The organism is Akkermansia muciniphila, assembly GCF_030848305.1.
Classification (GTDB): Bacteria; Verrucomicrobiota; Verrucomicrobiia; order Verrucomicrobiales; family Akkermansiaceae; genus Akkermansia; species Akkermansia muciniphila_A.
This window is the reverse complement of record NZ_CP114598.1, coordinates 858,264-881,218: the sequence shown is the minus strand read 5'-3', so window position 1 is coordinate 881,218 and position 22,955 is coordinate 858,264. Positions and strand designations below refer to the sequence as shown.

Genomic DNA, 22,955 nt, shown 5'->3' with positions numbered 1-22,955 from the left:
GCTGTATGTGGAACACAGCATCAGGAGAAAACAACCAGTTTTTGAAAAAATGGGAGATAAGCCCTTCTTATTTGAAAGAACTGGAGTCTTCTTCTTCCGGATTAAAATTATTTTCTTCTGAAGAGAGGAAAGCCCTTTATCACTACATTAATCAGGATTATGCTGATAAATTCCGTTTGATGGCTGGTTTTTTGAAACAGTCTCAAGAAGGAGAAAATCCCGTGATAGATTTTGCCGATCCCCAATTTCTTCAGGGTTTAAAAGGTGTGGTGGAGAAAGGTATTAATTCTGACTGGTTCTCCAAGTTGCCTATTTTTTATCAAAAGCAAATAAAGATTCAATATGAGGAGTTGTTGAAGATTACGCAGAATAAGAGTAAGCAAGTAACTCTAGATATAGCTGAAAAGTTGCTTGACAATTCCTATGGAAGTAGAAGCAATAATATTGAATATTTGAAAGAACTTCAAAAATACGGATTTAGAAATAACGACGATCTTTTTAATAGATTTTCAAATTATAATCTAACTCTTGCTCGAAAAGCTGTAACTGCTGTTTCTTCCAAGTTGTCAGCCAGTCATGGATATGCGGAGGCGTTTTTGGAGATAGCTAAAATTTTAGAAAAGGAAACGGAAGAAAATGAGTATTCCCCCTCCGAAATGCTTTCCGCTATGATAATAAAAAAAGCTACCCAGGGTAGCATGAATGCTCAGAACGTTTTAGGTCTCTATTATTTGCAAGGGTTGGGAGGTTGTCCGCAGAACTTTAAGAAAGCATCTGAATGGTTAAAAAAAGCAGCGGAGCAAGGTTGTGAAAGCGCTAAAAAAACGTTGGAACAACTTCCCTTGCAACTGAAATAATATGAACTAAGAATTTCTACATCATCGGCTCTTTTTTGAGAGGGACAAGAACCAAATTCAAAGGATGGGGAGGTAATATTAATCTTTTTCATTGAAGATAAAATAATTCATCTAATATGACACTTAGAATGGCATCTGTTACTACTATTATTTTACACATAGAAGGTTGTATTCTTGAAATTGAACTTTAATCCTGGCCATGAGCCTCTTTGATGAAAAGGGAACCTGGGCGGAAGACCTGTACTGCACGCGACCTGTTGAAAAACACCACGGCGCTCTTCGGCATCCGAGCGGGACGCCGCGCCTTGTACGAATACGGCCCGTATGGTAATATCCTCAGGATGGAAGGAATGCCGCAGAGGACAATCCGTTCCGGTTCTCCAGCGAATACGCTGATGACGAACTAGGGCTGGTTTACTACAATTACCGCTATTATAATCCCCAAAATGGCAGGTGGATGAGTAGGGAGCCTGCTGGAGAAATAGATGGATGGAATTTGTATTTTTTTATCAACAATAAATTGACTCAACATATTGATTTTTTAGGATTTCAGGCAATAGACGCGTCTCTGCTTGGTACTGGCCCAACAAATTCCGTCGGCGCAGCTACATTGATAGAACCTGCCAAAGTGGCACTGGCAGCAGGAGTAATAGCAGCGGCTGGAACAGTAGCCATAGTCTCTAAAGAATCCCTTCAAAGATCTATGATGAGAAGCGGAATCAAGGTTGAAGAAATATTAAAAGAATTAAAACATCGGAAAGGAATGTGGGTATGTTACGTTCGAGGAAGCACTCTCCCGACGAAGGAAAATAAAGGAACATGTTGTTCAGAAGTTATTCATGGTTATGGTGTAGGAAAAACTCAAAACATTGCTCATGAGGCTACAAAGAGATACGCTTCCTCTAGAACTCCCAGGGGATGCACAGCCAAACATGAATCTAACAACTATAAATGTGCGAAATGGTAAAATATGATGGAGTCAATCACAAAATATGAATTAGTTACAACTTTGGAATTCCAACTTGCAACAGAATCTTCTTTGCCTGATTGGATTGTTAGGCTAGATTTGTATAAAACTAAAAAAAATAAGGAAGTTCTTTATTATCCACGAATTTTTAGTCGGGAACTCTATATGATTTCAAGACATGGAAAGCGTTCGGTGTCTCATTGGTTGTGGACAGAAGAATCGTTTAGAGATTTATGCTGGGATGCTCATATTCGGGCAAAGGATGAAGATCATGCAGTACAAATTCTGGAGAGCTACCTCAATCATTGGATCAATAACAGGGAAATACCACCCAATGTAAAAAACTGTATTATAGATGAAAATCCATTAAACCATGGCTGAATTAATTAAATCAGGGAGAAAAATCAGAACGGATTATTATTGGTTCAAAGAATTTTGTTTTTTACCAGATGCAGGAAGAGATATTGAACGATTGAAAATAGAGACGTTTTTATCATGTAAACAAGAGTATTATGCCCGTTGTTTTGTGGAAATGGAAATGGATTTATTCATTATGCATCCCATGATGCATGCTAACGTAGCAGAAAGTATTGAAATTGAATGTTCCATGATGAGAAATCTAATAAATTCAAGTAGAGCTTGGTCGTGCTATCAGGCTCGGATTCATAGTTGTATTCGCAAGGGGATATTTTTAAAAAATGTTCGTAATTTTAGCGATGTTGTAAAAAAACAGGCTCGTAAAAAACGACGAACTTCTCGTTTCTCCTTTTGCAAGTAGCAATTGAAACTGACGCATGTAGACAAAGAAAAAAATACTAAGATTAGTATCATAAATGAGAGTAGAAGTATATATTCCATTTGAAAATAAGGAATGACAGTTTGCTTCATTTGGTTTTTTAATAGGATAAATGCTTTCTTTAGATACAGTCTCCCGGAAGATTTTTACAATGATTTGAACTAATGATATTATGAATTTATATTAACGGAGTTGTTGTATCCAGTTGGATTGATGGTTACTGCTGTTGCAGTAACCACCGTAACCATTACTGAAGTTATTGCCCCAGGAACGACAGAAGAAGTTATTAAAAAATATCTGAGAATGTAATTCCTAAAGTCGAGTCAATTGTTGTGCCTGTTTCAAATACAGTTCCCAAAGTAAATTGGGAAAAATTAAAGCGGAAAAAGAAAGAAGCTAAAGAAGCATCTCGAGGTCAATCATGCAAAAAATTATGTATCCCAGAGCATCCAACAGCTTCTGTTTGTGATGAATTTAAGAGACGATCTCAAAAATTAAAAAATGCTGAAGAAGCAAGAAAAATGTATGATTCAAATTGCTTTGATGATGGAGATAACGGACATATAGAGCAGTCTGAAGGGATAGGAAAAGGTGCCGAAAGATGTTGGAATTTATATAAAGAATGCAGGAAAAAATTACTATAATGGTGAATTATTATACTCATAAAAATTTGAATGATATGATTCGGGAAGTGGAAAGAGAATTTCCTTTAGAAAACTCTTTTTTCCCAACAAAAAACATTCGAAGGCTAATAAAGAATCCAAATTATCCGGATGAGGAAGCGACTGAATGTGCTGAAGCATTTTTAAATAAACGTTGGATTGACGTTTCTGCCATCCAATGGTATCATAATTCAGAATTTGTTAATTTTTCATCTAATCGCGCTATTTCCTATTTTTTCCCTTCTATCATAAGGAATTCTTATATGGAAGAAATATCAGGGGTAAATAATTATATGGCTGACTCTGAGGAATGGATGATGAATAAACTTATTGTCGTTTGTTTTTCGGAGAGAATACGTACTTATGTGCAAAAAGAATTAAATTATATATACCGTTCTTATACAAAAAATCAGCTTGAAATTGTAAGGAAGTGGATATTGTTTCAAAATAAAGATAATTATTTTGCAGATAGTTGTGACAACGCTCTTAAAATATTAGATTCGGCAATGAAAAATATTAAAAATGAAAGAAAATGTTAAAATTTTTCAGTAGTAATAATTACGGTATTAGTAAGAAATCGGGGGATAATATGCGTATCCATCTCTATAATCCTAACAGATCTGCAGGAAAAACGAATGCAACATTTATTAATGGAATAAGACAGTGACTATGAATATTATTTATTTATTTTTATTATTTTTTATTTCGGCGGGTAATATTTTATTTGCGGGAAACAATAATATTACCCCGTTGGATGCAGCTGTAGAAACCGCTTTGCATAAGATAAAAGAAATCAGTTCAGATATTGAAATAATAAATAAAAGTCTGTCTACATACATTCCCTTTTCATGTGAAGAGAGAAGTATTTTGCCTTTTCTTGGTTATGAATGTTGGGTTGGAGAACATCCTTGTTTAAAGGCTGAATTTCCTGATAAGTATGATATTTTATTTTTGAAAGCAGATGAAGAAAGAAAAAAATATAATATTTTATTTTTGAATGATAATAAAATATATTTTTATTATATATGTCTTCTTGAAAATAAAATGATGAAACAATATTCTATTATGGTTTCCGATTCTGAAGACGTCGTCAGTAGCGCTTTGATGAAAATAATGAAACAATATAAATTATCAAATATGATTAATCAGCAAGTGTCGTTAGAAAATCTGGAGTTTATAATTAATTTATTTGGAGCATATGGAAATGAAGTTTCTGGAACTCCTCTGGTTGCATACGGATACAATTCAAAAATTTTTGGAGTAGTTTTTGGGGGGCTGTTATTACCACGTGAGGATTCAACAGCCTTTAAAATTTATTCACTATTCAACTCAATGATGGCATATTTTGAGAATTTGAAGAATAATGATATACCTAGATGTGATTCGTTATTTATTAATGGATTAAATTCAAATATTGAAAAAATCATTTTGAATAGTTCTCTCTTTGGAACTGCTAAAACTTTGGATGGTTGTCCCGGGAGCCGATGATGGAAAGGCTTCAGGAAAATCTGTATGGCTATGTGAGAAATTTCCCCAGCGCTTTTATAGACGTACAAGGAAAATTTGGGTTTGCATTGCCGGCGTTGTTGAATCCAGTTGGATTGATAGTTGTAGCTGTTGCAGTAATTACCGTAGCCATTACTGAAGTTATTGCTCCAGGAACGATAGAGAAAGTTATTAAAAAATAGGGATCTACATACTTGACTAACCATCCAGTATACCTTTCATTTCTTAGAAATTTTGGAAAATAAAAAACGATTTGGGTAAGAGGAAAGAAAATCATTCATAATGATATGAAAAAAGTCGTCTATGAAGAGAAAGCCCTACTGTCGAAGAGACGGTTCATCTAACAAATGGCAATAGTTAAAATGTTCTCAAAACCTTACGGCAAGACTATTCCATGCAGTTCCGGGGAAATATCATTCAGGCATGAATTAATTAATGACATATTCTCTCTACATCATTGGATTTCCTTCACTTTACGGCGGTGCGGGGGCCGAGCTTTATCACCAGATTAAGGTTTGGAGACAGATGGGGGTGGAAATGCATCTTATCCCCACCCAGAAAAATGCACACGGTGCCGGACTTTATCCGGAGATGGTGAAATTGGGTGTTGCGGTGCATGAAGGCTATGATTGGGAGGCCATTCCGGCAGGGGCTCCCGTCATCAGCTTCTGTAATGAAGAGTTTTTAGCTGCTCTACCGAAGATACGAAAACGGACGGGGAGGACAGTTTTCGTCAATTGCATGACCTGGATTTTCGGCAGGGAAAAGGAAGCCATGAGGCGGGGAGATATTTCCCTGTTTCTTTATCAAAATAACAACGTAATGGGAAACGTCATGCCACGCCTGAGGGCTTTAAATCCTGATCCGGCCATCCGGTTCATGACGTTTAGACCGTATTTTGATGCGGCAGATTTTCCTTTTGTTGCAGGGCGTTCCACGGACTGGTTTGGAGCCGGACACATTTCCCGGCAGGATGAAGATAAGTTCAGCAAGGATACGTGGCATATTTACGAGCATTTTGCTTCTCCTGTCCGGAAGAAGGGCACGTTTCTCGGTTTTGATCGGCGGAGCGAGGCGAAGACCGGCAGGCCTCCCGATTGGGTGGAGACTTTCCATGATCAAAAATCTTTGTCCCAACAGGAGTTTTACCGGCGCTGCCACATCGTTTTGCAACCCACCGATACGACGGAGAATTGGCCGCGTGTGGGTTTTGAGGCCATGGCAAGCGGGAGTGTGCTTATTGTGGACAGGCGCGGAGGATGGGAACAGATGGTGGAACACGGGAAGACCGGATGGCTGTGCGAATGCCCAGGGGATTTCATCACGTACGCCACTAAGATGGCTTGGGAACCCCACTACCGGGAGGACATGGCCGCCGCCGCCCGTGAGCGGGGCATGGCCCTGGGCGGACAGGAAGCTTCCATGGAAAGCTGGCGGGAGGTGTTTGAGGCAATCAGCCGGATACCGGATTCGTGAGTGCCGCTTTTACCCTGACCGGAATGCTAACCGCTTCCTCTCTGCGGGTCAGATGAGCCATGTGCCGTATTGGCGAAGGTTTTTCTGCCTGTTCATGCTGTAGGCAATGATGTATTTGAGAAGGTCCGCCTGGGAATAGCCGTGTTCCGCGGCCGCCAGGCAGATGGATCCGCTTTTGCCCAGGTGGCAGCAGATGTTCATTTCCAGAATGCGCCGTTCTCCCGTCTCGAAGTCGATTCTGTAGTCGATGCGAAAATAGTCCATCGGCCCCAGAGCGTTCCAAATTTTCCGGACGTCACTGGCGATGTCCTGCTCCATATCCCGGACGGAGACCAGTTGATAACCCAGATGGTCGTGCAGTTTCAGGTCTTCCGTGATGATGCTGCCCGGTTTGTCGGATTTCGGCTGCACATATCCCAGGATGACGGGGTTTTCCCCGCCCAGTACGGGAACGGTGACGTCAATGCCTTCGCAGTATTGTTCCACGAGCACTTCGTGCCCTTCTTCCATCAGGCGCCGGGCACATGCTCCCACGGCTTTCCATGAGCTGCAGATGCTGTCTTCCCGGATGCCGCCGGAAGCGGCTCCAAAACGCTTTTTGACAAAATAGGGTCCAGGGAAGGGCGCCTGGGCCGGAATGCCTTTTTCCCCGGAAACTCCAATGCCTTCCGGAACGTTTAATTCCAGGGAGCGGAACACCATCTTGGTCAGCAATTTGTCTTCCGCTATGGCGCGGATGTTGGGAGGGGCGCCCAAGTAGGGAATCTGAATGAATTCGCAGTAGGAGGAAATGAATATTTCAGGCCTGGACATGGCGAATCTGTTCATCAGGGAGAATACGTAGTCCACATTCCCTTTGGCGAATTGGACGGAATAGGGTTTGGAGGAGGAGACGACGTCGTAGCCTATGTCCTGAATGGCTTTATAAATGTTGTAGTGGTATTGGGGATAGCCTCCATTGCCGGTGTAAGGTTTTTTGGAAAAATCGGGAGCGTCGGGTGCATATGGAGCCAGGAACATGATCCTTGCCGGCTTGCCATATTGATTGAGTTGGATGTCTGGTATTTCAAACATGGCTTGTGGCTGTCGCGTGCGATGTTTTTTGGATTATGGAACTGGCCGCCATGTTCAAATATAAAAAATAAGGGACGGCATAGCCGTTCCCGGAGGAGGTGGAATAGAAAGGGGAGAATCTTTTCCTTATTTTTTGGACATTCCCCTGGCGACGCGCTGAACATATTGTTCCATGGCCGGAAGTTCCTGTTCAATGCATTCCACCAGTTTGAGCTGCGTACGGCAACGGATGAGATTGTGATTAGGGCGCGAGACCTTGAAGTATTGGTCTCCTTCCAGATAGTCCGTCAGGAACCGGATACCTATTTCCAGCGTGATGAGTTTTCCGGAGAAGGCGAGCTGGTCTATTTCCGCCTGGGTGAGGAAACCGTGGGCAGCGGTCAAATAGCCTTCTACAATGGATTGGAACATGGGCATGCGCATGCGCACCTTGTCCAGATCTTCTTCGTCTTCTTTTGTAGGCGGAGTGACGGTGCGCACCATATCGCCGAAGTCGTAAAGCACCAGACCGGGCATGACCGTATCCAGGTCAATGACGCAGACGGCGTGGTCGGTGTCCTCATCCAGCATGACATTGTTGATTTTGGTGTCGTTATGAGTGATGCGGGTAGGAAGCACGCCGTTTTTCTGAAGATCCAGCAACCGGTCCACATCCTGCTCACGGGCTTTGATGAATTCCAATTCAGGCAGACAGGAGGAAAGACGTCCCTGAGGATCCTGTGCCGCCACTTCCATCAGGCGGTTGAAGCGGTTTCGGGTATGATGGAAGCCAGGTATGGTTTCCACAATGTCGTCCGGGTTCATGTCACTGACTAAATCCTGAAAGGAGCCGAACGCAAACCCGGCCTGATAGGCCTGGCGGGTGTTTTCCACCACATCGTAAGTGTGGGTGCCTGCCAGGTAGTTATAACAGCGCCAGATACCGTCGCCGGGAATGTCAATGTAGTTGCGTCCTCCTCGCGCCGGATAGAGGTTGAGGGTTTGCCCGGCAGAATGTTTTATACGACGCAGGACTTTCCAGTTGATGTGACGCGTCACTTTTTCCACATTGCGCATGACTGCTTTGGGGTCTTTGAAGACGTAATCGTTGATGCGCTGGAGGATGTAGGAGTCTTTTCGCCCGTCGCTTTTACGATAGGTGGCCTTGTAAGTGGTGTTGATGTGCCCACTGGGGATTTCCTTGCCGATGACGAATTCCCCTTCAATGGCGAAGAGGTCTCCAATTCCGGCGATGCGGTTCAAAATCTGGTCAGGGTCTGTCGTTACGGAGGGATGGTCAGTCATGTCTAATTTTGAGAGAGTTGAGTGAAGGAGTTAACGAATGAATTTGTAACCTACAAGCTCATCAAGCTTGCTTTTGAGACGGGAAACACCGTCCCCGTTGAGCGCGGAAATGGGGATGACGTCCACTTTCGGAAAACGCATGCGGAAGTTAGTCAGATTTTCTTCCGCTCCTTCCAGGTCCATTTTGTTGGCGACGACGAACCAGGGCTGTTTGGCCAGGTCTTCGCTGTACAGTTTAATTTCCGTGCGGAGGTTCTGAAGGTCTTCAATGGGGTCGCGGCCTTCGCTGCCAGCCATGTCCAGGACGAAGACGAGCACTTTGCAGCGCGTGATGTGGCGCAGGAATTCATGCCCCAGGCCTCGGTTGTTGTGCGCGCCTTCAATGATGCCGGGAATGTCCGCCACAATGCAACGGCGAAAGCTGTCGAATTCCACCACTCCAATGATAGGCTGAAGCGTGGTAAAAGGATAGCTGGCTACTTTGGGCTTGGCTTCCGAAATGTCTCCCAGCAGTGTGCTTTTGCCCGCGTTGGGGTAGCCTACCAGCCCGGCGTCCGCAATGCGGCGCAATTCCATGAAGAAGACGCCTTCCTCCCCTTCCGTTCCCATCTCGGCTTCCGTAGGCGCCTGGTTGGTCGCGGAGCGGAAATGCCAGTTTCCCTTGCCGCCGAGGCCGCCCTGGCACAACGTGAACCGGGTGCCGATTTCCGTCAGATCCGCGATTTTTTCCAGTTCAATGCCTTCACCTTCCCGTTCCAGCCAGGTTGCCTCCGCCATGGAGGAGGCATTGCTGCGGTAAATAATGGTGCCGGGAGGCACTTTCCCGATGACGGATTTGCCGTTCTTGCCATGTTTTTTGGCGCTTTGGCCGCCTACTCCGTCTGTGGCGATTAATTTGGGATCATAAAAAAAAGAACGCAGGTCATTCGTGTGCGGATCCACTTCCAGAATGACGCTTCCGCCATCGCCTCCATCACCGCCGTCCGGGCCTCCCTTGGGCACGAATTTGGCCCTTCGGAAGCTGACAAGCCCGTTTCCTCCCTTTCCTGCCCTGGCGAATATGCGGATGTTGTCAACGAACATGTTCTAAATATGAATCATTTTTCTTCAAAACGCAAGACATGTGCAGGACTGCACGGCTTTTCCATGGTGTGGGCCGCTGATTTTTCCGATGCGTCGGAAGGCTTTTTGATGAAAAAGGAGTTCATATTCATCACGGAAACTCCGGATGTTTTTACGATGGCCCGGATGGGTTTGTGCCGTGCCGGCTGTTTTCTCAGCAATAAATGAAGAAAAGATTCCTCCTGTTAAAGAAATCCGGGGATAGCGGCAACATGCCGCTTTTATTGGCGCCATGCAGTCTCTGCGCGTGACGGACGGAGAGGGGCCGGGAGTAAAAAGGCTTCATGCCGGAGGAGGGGCGGGAAAAACAGAAATCGGGGAGTATGGGGCCGTAGCATGAATCCGCATGGAATTCTGTCTCAGAGAGAAGGAGGATATGGACGTTTCTTCTTATACGTGACGGGGGAACGGTCTTTTGGATTGAAAATGAACATGGGCGTGGCATGATTTCCGGAAATCATGCCACGCCTTTTCATCTACCTTCCCGACGGTTCCGAAAAAACCATAGTGCTTCCGAAGAACGGTGAATATTTCGCACGCATCGGACGTGACGAGCATTGCGAGATAGCGCTTCCCTTTCAGTCGGTTTCCGGAGAGCATGCTTTGCTTCAGTTCAAGGAAGGGGGATACGTCCTGGAAGATCTTGGCTCTACTAATGGGACTAAAATCAACGGCCTGACGCCGATGGGCGCCGCCACTCTTTACGATGGCGATGAAATCGCTCTGGGGGATGCCAGGCTCCGGTTTGCGGAAGAGCCTTCTCCGGGATTTCCTGCCGAATCTTCCGGAAAGGAGGAAAAGGCCGCTCCTTCGGCCGCCATGCGGAATTTGCAGCAGTTGGCGGATGAAGCCGCCCGCACGACCCGGAATCATTATTTATGGATGTCCCTTTATGCCGTCCTGATATTTTTTCTGGCTGTTTTTGCCGGATTAACCTACAAACATTACAGGGTGACGGGCGAATTGCTGCCTCTTCAATGGCTGGGTATTGAATCTCCCAAGGCCGCCTTGAAAACCATGTCTCTTCACCAGGCGGAAAACGGCATGTAATACTGACCGGAATTTCTCAGTCCTGCCATTTTCTTTTGCATGGTATTTCGCCATTTGGCAGGAGAAAGGAGGCATGAGACCCCGGATAGATGTATTTTGTTTGAAAGGCTGCGGAATCAGGTGCAGTATTGCTCCGTATGAAGAAGAGCCTGTTTGCCGTGTTGTTGACTGCATGCCTTTGCATGTCTGTAAAAGGAGAAGACTCCAAACCACCGAAGACCCTCCCAGGCGGGTGGGTTTATGTCTGGGGTGACGAGTTCAATGGTTCCAGGATAGACGCCAAGAAATGGAAGCCGGAGTTGGGAGTAATCCGAAACCAGGGATCCCAGCAGACTTATACAGGCCGGCCCAAGAATATGAGACTGGAGGATGGCTGCCTTGTTTTGGAAACCCATTTTGAAAAGTTCGCTAATATCAATTACAAAAAAAGTTCGGCGGATTGGATCAAGAATACCAAGTTCATGCCTTATACCTCCGGTTCCGTTACGACGATCAAGACCAAAAATTTCATGTTTGGCAGACTGGAAGTGCGTGCCAAGGTTCCCAAAACCAAGGGCATCTGGCCAGCTATCTGGCTGCTTGGCAAGAATAAATGGGGCTGGCCCGCCAACGGAGAGATTGATATGCTGGAGAATATTTCCCAACAGCCGGATGTGGTTTATTCCACTTTCCACTTAAGTCCGGACGGCGTGTCCAATAGGGATGCTTCCCGCGGAGGGACGGTGAAGATTGATCATCTTTCCGATAATTTTCATACTTATGTCATGGAATGGGACAAAGATTCCATCAAGTTGATGGTGGATGACAAGCTGGTGAAGTCCATTGACCTGAACACCACCAATTATGCCAATGGGGCGGGTAATCCGTTCCGTACGCCGTTTTACCTCATTCTCAATTCCGCCGTGGGCGGCACCTGGTGCGAGAAAGCTCCTCAAGACGGGCAAGGGTATCCTGTAAAATTCCTGATTGATTACGTTCGATTCTATCAGACGAAGGAACATGTCCGGCAAGCCAAGCAGTTTGATCCGGAAACCGGCCTGCCCAAAAAGAAATAGCGTTGCTTTTCCGGGTTGAGGCATGTCCGGCGCCGGTGGCCGGACATGCAAGATGCCGCTTGCCTTGTTACGTCACAGGCGGAGTGGTTCTTAGTGTTTGAGCTTTCTGCTGCATCTCGGGATGGGGAGGCCATGAAAGCTGCGGGTTTTTATTTCCAGAGGAGCCTGCCGTATTGCCGCCTTGGGAATGTGTTTGCCTGTGTTTTCTTTTTTATATTTACACAGTAACGCAAAAAAACGGCTCCGCCGGATGACGGGCCGTTTTCTTTAATCAAAGGGGAGATGCCGATTCTAGCAGGATGTTCCCGTGGTCTGGGTCAGTTCCTGGAAGCGGGCCAGGATTCGGGCCGTGACAGGACCGATTTTTCCAGAACCCAACTGATAGCCGTCCAGTTTGGTTACGGGAACGCACTCCGCAGCAGTACCGGTCAGGAAGCATTCATCCGCACAGGTGATGGTAAAGCGGTTCATGGTTTTTTCCTTCGCCGGGATTTGCAGTTCCCGGCAGATTTCCAGCACTACCCGGCGCGTGATGCCGTCCAGGCAGCCGTCTGTAACTGGCGGCGTGAACACGGCGCCGTCCTTCACAATGAAAATGTTGTCGCCCGTGCATTCGGCCACATTACCCAGGTCATTCAGCATCAGGGCTTCCGCCGCACCCTGGCGAACAGCTTCCATTTTGGCCAGGATGTTGTTGAGATAATTGAGCGACTTGACCTGCGGACAGACAGTATCCGGACGGTTGCGCCGTACGGAACTGGTAATCAGGGCCAGTCCGTTTTCATATACGGCCGGATCGTACAGGGAGATTTTATCCGCAATGATGAAGACGCAGGAACGTTTGCAGTTGAATGGGTTGAGTCCCAGATTGCCGACGCCGCGGGTAACAACCAGACGGATATAGCCGTCGTTCAGGCCGGAGGCAGCGACCGTTTCACATACGGCGTTGGAGAGTTCTTCCTGAGTGTAAGGAATATCCAGCAACAGATAATGGGCGCAGTCGTACAGGCGGTCCATGTGGTCTTCCAGGCGGAAAACGCGTTTGTTATAGAACCGGATACCTTCAAAGATGCCGTCTCCGTAGAGTGTGCCGTGGTCAAAAACCGAGGTTTTCGCTTCTTCTTGTTCCACCAGCTTTCCATCTAACCAAATCTTCATTGTTATCTAGAATTGAGAAATTACTTGTGCCCAAGCAGAATACTCCTATTTCAGGAGGGGGGAAAGCTATAAATGCACCGGAGGAACATAAAAGTTCCAGCACTTGCGGCAATAAGGGCAGGGTGACTTGCAAATGCTGAAAATATAAGCGGTATTCATGGAGCAGACTTGACATTTATTTTCCAGTGTTTTTAGCTCTCGCGCGCAATGTCAGACCCTTCCAAGTTCCGCAACCTCGCCATTATCGCTCACGTTGACCATGGGAAGACGACCCTGGTTGACCAACTTTTGCAGGCGGGGGGCGCCTACCGTGCCAACCAGGCCGTGCAGGAACGCGCCATGGATTCCATGGATCTGGAACGAGAAAAAGGCATCACGATCAAGGCCAAGAATACATCCATCCTCTGGAATGGGTACACGATCAACATTGTGGATACTCCCGGCCACGCGGATTTCGGCGGGGAAGTGGAGCGCGTGATGAAAATGGTGGATGGCGTGCTTCTGGTGGTGGACGCTTTTGAAGGGCCGCAGGCCCAGACGCGTTTTGTGCTCCGCAAGGCCCTGCAGGAAGGGCTGATGCCCATTGTCGTCATTAACAAGATTGACCGTCCGCATGCCGATCCCGCCGCCGTGCATGACCAGGTGCTGGAGCTTTTTCTGGAGCTGGGCGCCACGGATGAACAATTTGAAGCCCCCTTCGTGTACGGTTCCGCCCGCGACGGCTACTTCATGAATTCCATGGAAGGGGATCCCCCCGTGGACTGCACGCCTCTTTTGTTCAAGATTGTGGAACATATCCCCGCTCCGAAGGATGCCGATCCGGAGGGTGAATTCAAGATGCTCGTTTCCAATATTGACTGGGACGATTATGTGGGCCGTGTGGCCATCGGGCGCATTACTTCCGGCACCGTGAAGAAAGGGGATACCGTGTGGCTCCATCAAAGCGACGGCTCCTGCATTTCCGGAAAAGTGACCCGCATGTTTGAATATTCCGGATTGAACACTACGGATTCGGCCATTGGCGTGGCAGGCAACATCGTGGGTGTGGCGGGGTTTGAAAACGTCAACATCGGGGAAACCCTGGGCGGTTCCGCGGATACGGAACCCCTGCCATTCGTGGCGATTGATCCTCCTACCATTTCCATGGAATTTTCCATCAACAACGGGCCTTTCGGGGGACGAGACGGCAAGAACGTGACTTCCCGCGTGATACGCGACCGCCTGATGAGGGAAATGCGGACGAATATTTCCATCCAGGTGGAAGATACGGACAAGGCCGGCGTTTTCTCCGTTTCCGCCCGCGGCGCCATGCAGATTGCCGTGCTGGTGGAGACTATGCGCCGTGAGAATTACGAACTGTGCGTTTCCCGTCCTACCGTGATCATGAAGAGGGATGAAAACGACCGTCTTACGGAACCGTATGAAACGATGTACGTAGAAGTTCCGGACGAACACGCCAACGGCGTCATGAAGCTCCTTAACGCCCGCAAGGGACAGATGGAAGACATGGTATGCAGGGAAGGCACGGGCCATACGTTCATTCAGGCTTATATTCCCACCCGCGGTATTATCGGGTTTGAATTTGAGCTGGTTAACCTGACGTCCGGCCACGGCATTTTCTCCCACCTGTTCCGGGATTACGGGCCTTACGCCGGGGACATCACGACGCGTACCACCGGCACCCTGGTTTCTATGGAAACGGGCGTTTCCACCCCGTTCGCGCTGGTGGCGCTGGAAGAACGCGGACGTCTGTTTGTGGGGCCGCAGGAAGATATTTACGAAGGGCAGATTGTAGGTGAAAACCCGCGGCAGATGGATATGCCGGTCAACCCGTGCAAGGAAAAGCACCTGAACAACATCCGTTCAGCCACGAAGGGAGACGGCATCCAGCTCTCCCCTCCCGTCATTTTTTCCCTGGAGCGTGCCATTGAATACATTGAACCTGATGAACTGGTGGAGGCTACGCCTCATTTTATCCGTTTGCGCAAGCGCATCCTGAACGCCAATGACCGGGTAAGAGAATCCCGCAAAGCTGGAAATTAAGGGGCCTGAAGCGCTGGGGAAAGGTGCCTGTGTTTTACAAGCGGGCCGAGGTAGAGCCGCCCTGCCGGATTTTCTGTATTCCTCTGAGCGGAGGAATATCCTTGTTCCATTGTAAATGTTTCCCGTTTTTCCTGTGCGGCTATCGTTTTATATGCCCGCGACTGTTCCCTTGTGGAAGAATGCGTGTTAATGGTCCCCCCATAATCAATCGGAGGGGGAGGAACCTGGAGGGCAGAAAAGAAGAAGAAGGAGAACGGTTCGTTTTTCCCGTCGTCTCAGAGGGATAGATACCCGGTGAAAGTGTTTCCCTCCTTACCCTGCTGGCGGGCTTTTCCAGAAAAAATGCCCGGTTTCTTTTAAGAAACCGGGCATGGCATCAAATTCGTTGAGGGAACTCTTTTTAGATTTTGCCAAAGAGGGTCTTGCCGGCGGACATGAGGTTGTCTGCGGCTTCCTGAAGACGGGCGGCGACTCCCTTTTCACCCTTGGCGAGATAGGAGCGGGGATCGTAATCCTTCTTGTTGCCCACTTCACCGTCAATCTTGAGCACTCCGTTGATGTGTTCGCACATATGGGAGACGATCGGGCGGGTGAAGGCGTATTGCGTGTCGGTGTCGATGTTCATCTTGACGACGCCGTAGGAAACGGCTTCACGGATATCGGAGAGTTCGGAACCGGAACCGCCGTGGAAGACGAGGGGCATGCGAGCCGCTTCGCCGTGTTTGGCGACCACAGCTTCCTGGCCGTCCCGCAGAATGCTGGGCTTCAGCTTGACGTGGCCGGGCTTGTACACGCCGTGCACGTTGCCGAAAGTGGCGGCCAGCATGAATTTGCCGAGGGGAGCAAGGGCTTCATACGTCATCAGCATGTCTTCCGGAGAGGTGTAAAGCTTGTCCGCGGGATGGCCGGAGTTGTCCACTCCGTCTTCTTCTCCGCCCACAACGCCGATTTCGATTTCAAGAACGATGCCCAGTTCGGCGCATTCCTTCAGCAGTTCCCGGGAAAGCTTGAGGTTTTCCGCCATGGGAAGCGTGGAGGCGTCCAGCATGTGGGAATTGAAGAGGGGGGCTTCACCGCGTTCCACGCGGCGGCGGGATTCGGCGATCAGAGGACGCAGGAAGGTATCCACGTGTTCGGGCTGGCAGTGGTCCGTGTGGAGGGCCACAAGAACGTTGTGCTTTTCAGCCAGACGGCGCGTGGCTTCCGCCAGAACAATGGCGCCAAGGGCGGAATTGCCTACGGAGCTGCCGGAGGCGAATTTGCCGCCACCGATGGAAACCTGAATGATGCCGTCGCTTTTGGCTTCGGAGAAAGCGCGGAGGGCGCCGTTGATGACTTCGATCGTGGTCACGTTAACGGCCGGATAGGCGTAGCCTTCCTTTTTGGCCGTTTCAAGCATGGTAATGTATTGTTCTGGTGTGGCTATTGGCATAACGGGGATATGATAGGTGTTTTTTTCCGGGAGGGCAAGGCTGAACTCAGGTGCACGCCGGGGTTGCGGCGCTCTTGGGGGCATGTTCATGTCCGGCGCATTTTTACTTGCGGTCGAACTGGTCCTCCGGAGTCCGTACGGCAGTAGCGTGCGGCGTCTCCGGAAAGGGCTCCGCGTGGACTGGCGGACCTGAAAATGCTGCTTTGTTTTCCGCTCAGTACGGCTGAAAGGAGATGCCCCTCCTTCGTTTTGCCGTTGGAAGGGCATCCCGTAGTAAAGATGGGGGAGGGATGGGAGATATTATTCCGGAATGGATTCTCCCCGGATGAGGTCTTCCCAGCTTTGGCGGTTGCGAATGACGTTCCATTGGTCCCCGTCCACCAGGACTTCTTCCGCCATGGGCCGTGAATTGTAGTTGGAAGACATGGAAAAACCATAGGCTCCGGCGGACAGTACGGCCAGAAGCTCTCCCTGGCGCACATCCGCCATGTCCCTGTTCTGGGCAAGGAAGTCTCCTGATTCACAGATGGGACCCACGACATCCGCTGTGACGCAGGGGGCTGAGGGATGTTCTTTGACCGGAATAATTTCATGATATCCCTGGTAGAGGGCGGGGCGGATAAGGTCGTTCATCCCTGCATCCACAATTTTAAAGGTTTTGGCTTTCCCGGTTTTCTCATACAGGCAACGCGTGATGAGCGCTCCTGCATTTCCTACGATAAGACGGCCCGGTTCCACAATAATGTGTAATCCCAGCGGTTGCAGTGTGGGGACGACGGCCTGGGCGTACGTGCTCAGCGTGAGCTGAGCGCAGTCTTCATTCCACCATTCCTGAACGCCGGAATTCAGCGTGCCCTGGTAAACGATGCCAATGCCTCCGCCGATGGATAAGAATTCAATGCCGTATTTTTCTTTCAGGGAAGCAGCCAGGGGGGCAACTTTCCTGACGGCTTCCAGGAAGGGGGTCGCCTGGGTGAGCTGGGAGCCGATGTGCATTTGCAGCCCTTTCAGATGCAGGTTCGAAAGCTCGCGCGCCGCCATTTCATAGAGGGATTCAATGCGTTCGAAATCCACGCCGAATTTATTTTCAGCCTTGCCGGTAGTAATGTATTTATGCGTTCCCGCCTCTACGTTGGGATTGACGCGCACGGCTACCGGGGCTTTGACTCCCATGGAGGCGGCAATGGCGTTAATGGCGCGCAGTTCCGCTTCGGATTCTACATTGAAGCAATAAATGCCCTGGTCCAGGGCATAACGGATTTCCTGCTCGGTTTTTCCCACGCCGGCATAAGTGCATTTGGACGGATCCCCGCCGGCTTTGAGAACGCGGAAGAGTTCTCCGCCGGAGACGATGTCGAATCCCGCCCCGTTGCGGGCCATGAGGCTCAGGATGGCGATGTTGGAGCAGGCCTTGACGGCGTAGGCCACTTCCGCGTTAAGCGGCGCCAGAGCTTCCCTGAGACGGTGAAAGTGGTTTAGAATGGTTTGTTTGCTATAAACGTACAAGGGTGTGCTTTCCTTGTCCGCCAGTTCCTGAAGGTTGACGTTTTCACAGTAGAGCGTGCCGTTTTTGTAAGCGAATGAATGCATGGATTATTCCTTGGTTGTGCTTTCGTTGGTTTTCCCGGAATGGAGAGGAGGGAGAGGGAATCTGGGAGTGGGAGGGTTGTCGATGAGCTGGGCGATCCAGGCGAGATCCTTGGAGCTTTCCAGCCCTAGTTTAATCAACATGGTAATGGGTACGGCCAGCAACATGCCGATGGGGCCCCATACCCAGCCCCAGAAGATGACGGAGAGCAAAACCATACTGGTCACAATGCCGAATTGCCGTCCCAGAAGCATGGGTTCCAGGCAGCTCCCCAGAGCTGTGTTGATCACCAGGTAGCCGCCGGCTACAATGATGCCCGCAGTAGGGCTGATCAGAAGCATGGCAAGAAGCGTGGGGGGAATAGCCGCGATGATGGAGCCGAAGGTGGGAATGAAGTTGAGGGCGAAGGCCACGATGCCCCACAGCAGCGGAAAGTCCACGTTCATGTAATAGCAAAGCAGGAATGCCAGAAGCCCTGTAACTGCGCTGATGAATGTTTTGATAATCAGATATTTCTGAACTCCGGCCAGAGCTTTGGAAAATTTGCGGATGCCAGTGTCGCTGTTATGCCCAAGCTTGTTGATGTTCGCACGGAAGCGGGGAGCTTCCCCCAGAAAGAAGGTCATCAGGATCAGAATCAGGGTAGTGAAGGTCAGCATGGAAGCCAACTGCCCCATCACCCCTGTGGAAAACGCCACGATGCGCTGCCCGTTGAGCAGATCCGGAAGTTCCTGAAGCATCTGGTCAGCCAGGTTGTTCCAGTCCCGTTCAATCAGGAAAGCGCGAAGTTCATGAATTTTCTCCATCATGAGGGGCTGGTATTTGACCGTGGCCGTTTTGGCTAAATCCTGCCCAAGATATTGGGCCAGATAGCCCAGGCCCACCAGAATTCCAAAATCCATGATGACCGTGAAAGTCACCGCCAGCCAGTGCGGGAAGCAAAGTCGGCCCTTGAAAAAGGTTGTCAGCGGATAACTGACGATTGCCAGAAAGCTGGACAGAACAATGGGCAGGAGCACCGGTTTCCCCGCCTGCAACCCGGCCGTGATAACAATGACACTGGCGAGCATGAGCAGAACTTTCAGGCCCTCTTTTCCGGATTCTTTCTGGGAAGTCATGGAAGGATTGATGTGAACGGGGTGGATAGCAATAGCCTGTTTTCTGTGGGATTGCAATCTTAAAGGCCTTTATTCCCATGATGTTCCCGGAAGAAACGTTCCAGGTCTTCAAAACGGGTCAGGAGAAAGTCCGGCTTTTTTTCCCTGAGGCCGTTGATGTCCGCCTCCGCAGCCCATCCTGCGGCGAGAATGCGGATAGGGACAGATCGGCATGCGTCCACGTCTGTGGGGGCGTCTCCAATATAGATGGCTTCCGAGGCAACGGAATTCAAACGGGCCAAAGCCCGTTTGATGCGATCCGGTTTTACGCCTCCCTCCGGGGAACCTGTTTCCAGAATGGGAAAGAATTCGGACAGATGGAAGAACTGGAGGGATATTTCCGCGCTTTCCAGACGTTTGCCTGTGACCATGGCCAGCCGAATGCCGAGGTTGCGGAGAGTGTTCAGCAGTTCGGCTGCTCCGGGGAAGGGGACGGGCGCCAGGTCTGCGTGCAGCTTGCGGTAATAGTGAATAAATAATTCCCTGCCGCGTTCATGCAGTTCCGGCTTCCCGGGAATCAATTTCCGGATAACTCCCAGATCGTCCGGGCCGAATTGGAGTTCAATTTCTTCATCCGTCAATATTCTGCCGTCCAGCTTCCGGATAGCGCGGCGGAAAGCCTCCCGGCACAGGGGTATGGTGTCCGCAAGAGTTCCGTCAAAATCAAAAATGGCGGTTTTGATCATCAGACGTACCCTACATGCCGACAACGGCCGGTTCAAGGGGAAAGCCGTGCCGGAATAGTCATGATGAAACTGAATCGGCAGGACGTGTCATCCCGTGCGGAAAGGTCAACGTTTCATTCCCGTAGTCTTTCTAAATCCCTTATGTACGGGAAGACCCCAAAAGAATATCTGTCCCTGTGGAGCGTCATCGCGCTGGGAATAGGGTCCATGGTGGGAGCGGGGATTTTCGCCCTCATGGGGCAGGCAACCCTGATGGCGGGAAAAAACGTGTACTGGTCCTTTTTTCTGGGAGGCGTTGCTGCCCTGCTTTCCGGGTACACTTACGCCAAACTGGGGTCCCGTTATCCCGGTTCCGGAGGAATTATGGATTATTTCAACGAAGCTTTTTCCCATAAAACCCTGTCCGGCGCATTGACTCTTATTTATCTGGGGACATTGGTCATTACCGTGGCCCTGGTGGCCAAGTCCTTCGGGGCTTATGCGTCCCGCCTGTTTTTGCCGGACAGGGCAGTCACCATTTATTCCACGGCCCTTTTTGCCAGTGTGGCTATTTTGCTGCTGGGAGCATTGAATATGGGGGGAGCCAGGGCCGTCGGAAAGTCAGAAGTGATCATGGTCGCGTTCAAGTTGTTGATTTTGACTGTTTTAATGCTTGCCAGCTTCGGTTCTTCCGTGCCAGTGGGAGCGGATTCCATTCCGGTGAAAGGGCTGGATGGTTTGCTGGGCAGCGTGGGATTGACATTTTTCGCGTTTGCCGGCTACGGAATGATGGCCAATACGGCGGGCAATCTGAAAAATCCTTCCAAAACGCTGCCAAGAGCCATTTTTCTGGCTATTGGCCTTGTGCTGGTCCTGTATTTGATCCTTTCCTATGTAGTACTGTCCAACGTTCCGGCCACTTCCCTGGAGAGCCATACGGAAACAGCCGTGGCTCAGGCCGCTTATCCGGTTTTAGGCATGTGGGGCTTCATGGCCGTATCCGTAGCGGCGCTCATTGCCACGGCATCAGCCATTAATGCCACCATGTTCAGCATGCTGGACATTTCCCGGGCGCTGGCGCGCAACGGCCAGCTGGGAGCTATTTTTAAACAGCCTTTCTGGGGACACGGGACGGAGGGGTTTTTCTATCTCCTGCTGGGGATTCTGGTGATGACGAATGCCTTTAATCTGGTAGCCATCGCCAATCTGGCGGGGGCCTGTTTCCTGATCAGCTACCTGGCGGTGTTTGTCGCCCATTGGCGGCTCCGGAAAGAGACGCGGGGAAATGTGTTGCTTATCATCCTGGGCTTTCTTCTGATGCTGTTTATTCTGGGGGCGTTCTTTTACCAGATGTTCTTCAGCCAGCCTTACCTGATTCCGCTGATTGTGCTGTTTGTAGCCGCCTGTTTTATTCTGGAATTCCTGATACGCAGAAAGATTGCGAAAAATGCTCCTAAAGTTTCTTGAGCCGCAGGTGAGGGAGAAAACCGGGGCCCTTTTCCGGCCTTTTTAATGCAGGAAGGACGTCAGGGGGCTGGTGGGTGCGGCTTTGGAGGAAACGGCGGGAAGGCCGGCCAGATAAGCCATGCGTCCGGCCCGGCATGCCAGGGCGAATGCCTCCGCCATGGCGGAGGGAGAGCCGGAGGCGGCGATAGCCGTATTGATGAGCACGGCATCCGCGCCCATTTCCAGAGCTTCCGCCGCGTGGCTGGGCGCTCCCAGCCCGGCGTCCACCACCACGGGGACAACAGCCTGTTCAATGATGATGTTAATCAATTCCCGGGTCAGAACTCCCTTATTGGTGCCGATGGGGGCGCCAAGAGGCATGACGGCCGCCGCTCCGGCTTCCTGGAGGCGTTTGGCCAGCACGGGGTCCGCATTAATGTAGGGAAGCACGGTGAAGCCTTCCCTGACCAGAATTTCCGCTGCTTTCAGCGTTTCAATGGGATCCGGCATCAGATACTGGGCGTCCGGGTGGATCTCCAGCTTGATCCAGTTGGGCAGTCCGGCTGTTGCCGCCAGACGCGCCAGGCGCACGGCTTCTTCTGCCGTAGTCGCTCCGCTGGTGTTGGGGAGCAGGAGGTATTTTTCCGGATCAATGAAATCCAGAATATTGGCGGCGGGATCGTGGGATCCCGTCAGATCCGCCCGGCGCAGAGCCACCGTCACAATTTGGGAGCCGGAGGCTTCCAGAGCTTCTCTCATGCTCTCATTGGAAGAAAATTTCCCCGTTCCCATCATCAGGCGGGAGGTAAACTGGCGTCCGGCTATCTGCAAAGGTGTGTCTGTCATTGCGGAATGGAAAGTACCTCTGCTTGCCTCTCCAGGCAAGGGAGAATGGATAGAAAGGGAGCGCATGACGGCTGGCCGGCACATAATCCGGGAAGAAAGGCCATGCTTTATTCGCCGCTGAAGGAAGCGCTTCGTAAGGCTCTGGGTTTCCCAAGGATTTCCCGATAAAGAACAGCCGCTTTCAGGGAGTTGGAGTGGTGCAGGGAATTTTTCAGGGAAAGAGATTCCACTGCGGCTGATGGCGGAAGAAAACCAGGCTGAGATTCCTTCATCCCCCTCTTTTGCAAACGTTGCAGAGCTTCCTGTTCCGCATCGGAAAGGGAGTGGATGGACTGCCGGGCTTCTTCCGTAGCTTTCACATAGCGTTCCAGTACATTTTGCTCCGCCTGCCGGGCAGCTCCCACAGGTTGCGCGGCTTCTGGCGCCGGGGTCTGCCGTGTTTTGCGGGTCACGGCGGGGGAGGGAAGCTCTACAGAAGGGGCTGAGGGGCGCGGTGCGCGGGAAGGTGCAGCAGATTGATTCGGCTGGATTTGCCGCGGCTGCGGCTTGGTCCGGCGCATTTCCGCAATAACTTCCTTGACGCGTTTTTCATGATGGTCCTCCGTATTCGGAACAGGCGGTTCCTCATCCTTTTCATCCGGTTTCAACAATTCGATTACTTTTTTGATGAGAAAAATCACCCCGACAATCAGCCAGAACCAGAGTTTCAAGCTATTGTCGTCACCTCCGGAGGCGAGCATGTATGCCGGTAAATCCATAAAGAATAAAGGC

24 protein-coding genes are annotated in these 22,955 nt (G+C 49.8%); 14 read left to right on the top strand and 10 right to left on the bottom strand.

Features of this window, described 5'->3' with window-relative positions; all coding sequences use genetic code 11:
* Nucleotides 1-5 precede the first annotated feature (5 nt).
* From O4G22_RS03895 to O4G22_RS03850, 10 genes are all read left to right on the top strand, one after another.
* On the top strand, nucleotides 6-857 hold the full coding sequence (locus O4G22_RS03895) for a tetratricopeptide repeat protein (RefSeq protein ID WP_300770781.1): 852 nt from the start codon (nucleotides 6-8) through the stop codon (nucleotides 855-857).
* Between the two features lie 212 nt (nucleotides 858-1,069).
* Nucleotides 1,070-1,264: a hypothetical protein gene (locus tag O4G22_RS03890; RefSeq protein WP_143245659.1), complete on the top strand. Its 195-nt coding sequence runs from the start codon at nucleotides 1,070-1,072 to the stop codon at nucleotides 1,262-1,264.
* 2 nt (nucleotides 1,265-1,266) lie between these two features.
* Complete coding sequence (locus O4G22_RS03885) at nucleotides 1,267-1,824, top strand: RHS repeat domain-containing protein (protein ID WP_306702423.1); 558 nt, start codon at nucleotides 1,267-1,269, stop codon at nucleotides 1,822-1,824.
* Between the two features lie 3 nt (nucleotides 1,825-1,827).
* Nucleotides 1,828-2,205, top strand: coding sequence for a hypothetical protein (locus O4G22_RS03880; RefSeq protein WP_143245661.1), 378 nt, complete (start codon nucleotides 1,828-1,830; stop codon nucleotides 2,203-2,205).
* The gene (locus O4G22_RS03875; RefSeq protein ID WP_306702212.1) at nucleotides 2,198-2,602 is read left to right on the top strand and encodes a hypothetical protein; all 405 of its coding nucleotides are present in this window, start codon (nucleotides 2,198-2,200) and stop codon (nucleotides 2,600-2,602) included. Before O4G22_RS03880 ends, O4G22_RS03875 begins: the two co-directional genes overlap by 8 nt.
* Before the next feature lie 350 nt (nucleotides 2,603-2,952).
* Nucleotides 2,953-3,264, top strand: coding sequence for a hypothetical protein (locus O4G22_RS03870; RefSeq protein ID WP_143245663.1), 312 nt, complete (start codon nucleotides 2,953-2,955; stop codon nucleotides 3,262-3,264).
* 26 nt (nucleotides 3,265-3,290) lie between these two features.
* Nucleotides 3,291-3,821 (top strand): hypothetical protein, encoded by a 531-nt coding sequence (locus tag O4G22_RS03865; RefSeq protein ID WP_143247172.1) that lies wholly within the window; start codon nucleotides 3,291-3,293, stop codon nucleotides 3,819-3,821.
* 130 nt (nucleotides 3,822-3,951) lie between these two features.
* Nucleotides 3,952-4,770, top strand: a complete 819-nt coding sequence (locus O4G22_RS03860; protein WP_094136729.1) for a hypothetical protein — start codon at nucleotides 3,952-3,954, stop codon at nucleotides 4,768-4,770.
* Nucleotides 4,767-4,970, top strand: coding sequence for a hypothetical protein (locus tag O4G22_RS03855; RefSeq protein WP_306702211.1), 204 nt, complete (start codon nucleotides 4,767-4,769; stop codon nucleotides 4,968-4,970). The genes O4G22_RS03860 and O4G22_RS03855 overlap by 4 nt, the downstream gene beginning before the upstream one ends.
* Before the next feature lie 253 nt (nucleotides 4,971-5,223).
* A complete protein-coding gene (locus O4G22_RS03850; RefSeq protein ID WP_306702210.1) occupies nucleotides 5,224-6,264 on the top strand; it encodes a glycosyltransferase in 1,041 nt (346 codons plus the stop codon).
* Nucleotides 6,265-6,312: 48 nt separating this feature from the next.
* Here O4G22_RS03850 and O4G22_RS03845 read toward each other — a convergent pair whose 3' ends face one another.
* The 3 genes from O4G22_RS03845 to obgE form a co-directional block, all read right to left on the bottom strand.
* Nucleotides 6,313-7,338: a hypothetical protein gene (locus O4G22_RS03845; RefSeq protein WP_306702209.1), complete on the bottom strand. Its 1,026-nt coding sequence runs from the start codon at nucleotides 7,336-7,338 to the stop codon at nucleotides 6,313-6,315.
* Between the two features lie 126 nt (nucleotides 7,339-7,464).
* Nucleotides 7,465-8,622 (bottom strand): phosphotransferase enzyme family protein, encoded by a 1,158-nt coding sequence (locus O4G22_RS03840; RefSeq protein WP_094136735.1) that lies wholly within the window; start codon nucleotides 8,620-8,622, stop codon nucleotides 7,465-7,467.
* A 30-nt stretch (nucleotides 8,623-8,652) separates the two neighbouring features.
* A complete protein-coding gene (obgE, locus tag O4G22_RS03835; RefSeq protein WP_094136736.1) occupies nucleotides 8,653-9,705 on the bottom strand; it encodes a GTPase ObgE in 1,053 nt (350 codons plus the stop codon).
* 498 nt (nucleotides 9,706-10,203) lie between these two features.
* Between obgE and O4G22_RS03830 the strand changes: the two genes are divergently transcribed.
* Nucleotides 10,204-10,794, top strand: coding sequence for an FHA domain-containing protein (locus O4G22_RS03830; RefSeq protein WP_297404617.1), 591 nt, complete (start codon nucleotides 10,204-10,206; stop codon nucleotides 10,792-10,794).
* Between the two features lie 182 nt (nucleotides 10,795-10,976).
* Entirely contained in the window at nucleotides 10,977-11,849 is an 873-nt protein-coding gene (locus O4G22_RS03825; protein ID WP_297404619.1) for a glycoside hydrolase family 16 protein, read from the top strand.
* 291 nt (nucleotides 11,850-12,140) lie between these two features.
* Here O4G22_RS03825 and ilvE read toward each other — a convergent pair whose 3' ends face one another.
* Nucleotides 12,141-13,007, bottom strand: coding sequence for a branched-chain-amino-acid transaminase (gene ilvE / locus O4G22_RS03820; protein ID WP_094136739.1), 867 nt, complete (start codon nucleotides 13,005-13,007; stop codon nucleotides 12,141-12,143).
* 207 nt (nucleotides 13,008-13,214) lie between these two features.
* On the opposite strand from ilvE, the gene typA reads away from it, so the two are divergent.
* Nucleotides 13,215-15,050, top strand: a complete 1,836-nt coding sequence (gene typA / locus O4G22_RS03815) for a translational GTPase TypA (protein ID WP_290489461.1) — start codon at nucleotides 13,215-13,217, stop codon at nucleotides 15,048-15,050.
* A gap of 400 nt (nucleotides 15,051-15,450) precedes the next feature.
* Here the strand turns inward: typA and fbaA are convergent, their stop codons facing one another.
* The 4 genes from fbaA to O4G22_RS03795 all read right to left on the bottom strand — a co-directional run bounded on the left by fbaA (nucleotide 15,451) and on the right by O4G22_RS03795 (nucleotide 19,913).
* A complete protein-coding gene (gene fbaA, locus O4G22_RS03810) occupies nucleotides 15,451-16,482 on the bottom strand; it encodes a class II fructose-bisphosphate aldolase (protein WP_012419773.1) in 1,032 nt (343 codons plus the stop codon).
* A 300-nt stretch (nucleotides 16,483-16,782) separates the two neighbouring features.
* Complete coding sequence (gene lysA / locus O4G22_RS03805) at nucleotides 16,783-18,072, bottom strand: diaminopimelate decarboxylase (RefSeq protein ID WP_306702208.1); 1,290 nt, start codon at nucleotides 18,070-18,072, stop codon at nucleotides 16,783-16,785.
* A gap of 3 nt (nucleotides 18,073-18,075) precedes the next feature.
* Nucleotides 18,076-19,188, bottom strand: coding sequence for an AI-2E family transporter (locus O4G22_RS03800; protein WP_143245665.1), 1,113 nt, complete (start codon nucleotides 19,186-19,188; stop codon nucleotides 18,076-18,078).
* Nucleotides 19,189-19,247: 59 nt separating this feature from the next.
* Nucleotides 19,248-19,913, bottom strand: coding sequence for an HAD family hydrolase (locus tag O4G22_RS03795; RefSeq protein ID WP_094136743.1), 666 nt, complete (start codon nucleotides 19,911-19,913; stop codon nucleotides 19,248-19,250).
* 141 nt (nucleotides 19,914-20,054) lie between these two features.
* On the opposite strand from O4G22_RS03795, the gene O4G22_RS03790 reads away from it, so the two are divergent.
* Nucleotides 20,055-21,359 carry an APC family permease gene (locus O4G22_RS03790; RefSeq protein ID WP_179218449.1) on the top strand — a complete coding sequence of 435 codons (1,305 nt, stop codon included), beginning with the start codon at nucleotides 20,055-20,057 and terminating at the stop codon, nucleotides 21,357-21,359.
* Between the two features lie 42 nt (nucleotides 21,360-21,401).
* Here O4G22_RS03790 and O4G22_RS03785 read toward each other — a convergent pair whose 3' ends face one another.
* Together O4G22_RS03785 and O4G22_RS03780 are read right to left on the bottom strand one after the other, a co-directional pair.
* Complete coding sequence (locus tag O4G22_RS03785; protein WP_306702207.1) at nucleotides 21,402-22,184, bottom strand: thiazole synthase; 783 nt, start codon at nucleotides 22,182-22,184, stop codon at nucleotides 21,402-21,404.
* Nucleotides 22,185-22,291: 107 nt separating this feature from the next.
* On the bottom strand, nucleotides 22,292-22,942 hold the full coding sequence (locus tag O4G22_RS03780; RefSeq protein ID WP_306702206.1) for a hypothetical protein: 651 nt from the start codon (nucleotides 22,940-22,942) through the stop codon (nucleotides 22,292-22,294).
* Nucleotides 22,943-22,955: the final 13 nt, after the last annotated feature.

Coding starts and splice junctions, on each gene's coding strand:
- O4G22_RS03855 (WP_306702211.1), top strand. CDS start 4,767: ATGATGGAAAGGCTTCAGGAAAATCTGTATGGCTATGTGAGAAATTTC.
- O4G22_RS03800 (WP_143245665.1), bottom strand. CDS start 19,188: ATGACTTCCCAGAAAGAATCCGGAAAAGAGGGCCTGAAAGTTCTGCTC.
- O4G22_RS03860 (WP_094136729.1), top strand. CDS start 3,952: ATGAATATTATTTATTTATTTTTATTATTTTTTATTTCGGCGGGTAAT.
- O4G22_RS03790 (WP_179218449.1), top strand. CDS start 20,055: ATGTACGGGAAGACCCCAAAAGAATATCTGTCCCTGTGGAGCGTCATC.
- O4G22_RS03890 (WP_143245659.1), top strand. CDS start 1,070: ATGAAAAGGGAACCTGGGCGGAAGACCTGTACTGCACGCGACCTGTTG.
- O4G22_RS03850 (WP_306702210.1), top strand. CDS start 5,224: ATGACATATTCTCTCTACATCATTGGATTTCCTTCACTTTACGGCGGT.
- O4G22_RS03845 (WP_306702209.1), bottom strand. CDS start 7,338: ATGTTTGAAATACCAGACATCCAACTCAATCAATATGGCAAGCCGGCA.
- O4G22_RS03830 (WP_297404617.1), top strand. CDS start 10,204: ATGCCACGCCTTTTCATCTACCTTCCCGACGGTTCCGAAAAAACCATA.
- typA (WP_290489461.1), top strand. CDS start 13,215: ATGTCAGACCCTTCCAAGTTCCGCAACCTCGCCATTATCGCTCACGTT.
- fbaA (WP_012419773.1), bottom strand. CDS start 16,482: ATGCCAATAGCCACACCAGAACAATACATTACCATGCTTGAAACGGCC.
- ilvE (WP_094136739.1), bottom strand. CDS start 13,007: ATGAAGATTTGGTTAGATGGAAAGCTGGTGGAACAAGAAGAAGCGAAA.
- O4G22_RS03875 (WP_306702212.1), top strand. CDS start 2,198: ATGGCTGAATTAATTAAATCAGGGAGAAAAATCAGAACGGATTATTAT.
- O4G22_RS03785 (WP_306702207.1), bottom strand. CDS start 22,184: ATGACAGACACACCTTTGCAGATAGCCGGACGCCAGTTTACCTCCCGC.
- O4G22_RS03780 (WP_306702206.1), bottom strand. CDS start 22,942: ATGGATTTACCGGCATACATGCTCGCCTCCGGAGGTGACGACAATAGC.
- lysA (WP_306702208.1), bottom strand. CDS start 18,072: ATGCATTCATTCGCTTACAAAAACGGCACGCTCTACTGTGAAAACGTC.
- obgE (WP_094136736.1), bottom strand. CDS start 9,705: ATGTTCGTTGACAACATCCGCATATTCGCCAGGGCAGGAAAGGGAGGA.
- O4G22_RS03895 (WP_300770781.1), top strand. CDS start 6: ATGTGGAACACAGCATCAGGAGAAAACAACCAGTTTTTGAAAAAATGG.
- O4G22_RS03795 (WP_094136743.1), bottom strand. CDS start 19,913: ATGATCAAAACCGCCATTTTTGATTTTGACGGAACTCTTGCGGACACC.
- O4G22_RS03840 (WP_094136735.1), bottom strand. CDS start 8,622: ATGACTGACCATCCCTCCGTAACGACAGACCCTGACCAGATTTTGAAC.
- O4G22_RS03880 (WP_143245661.1), top strand. CDS start 1,828: ATGATGGAGTCAATCACAAAATATGAATTAGTTACAACTTTGGAATTC.
- O4G22_RS03825 (WP_297404619.1), top strand. CDS start 10,977: ATGTCTGTAAAAGGAGAAGACTCCAAACCACCGAAGACCCTCCCAGGC.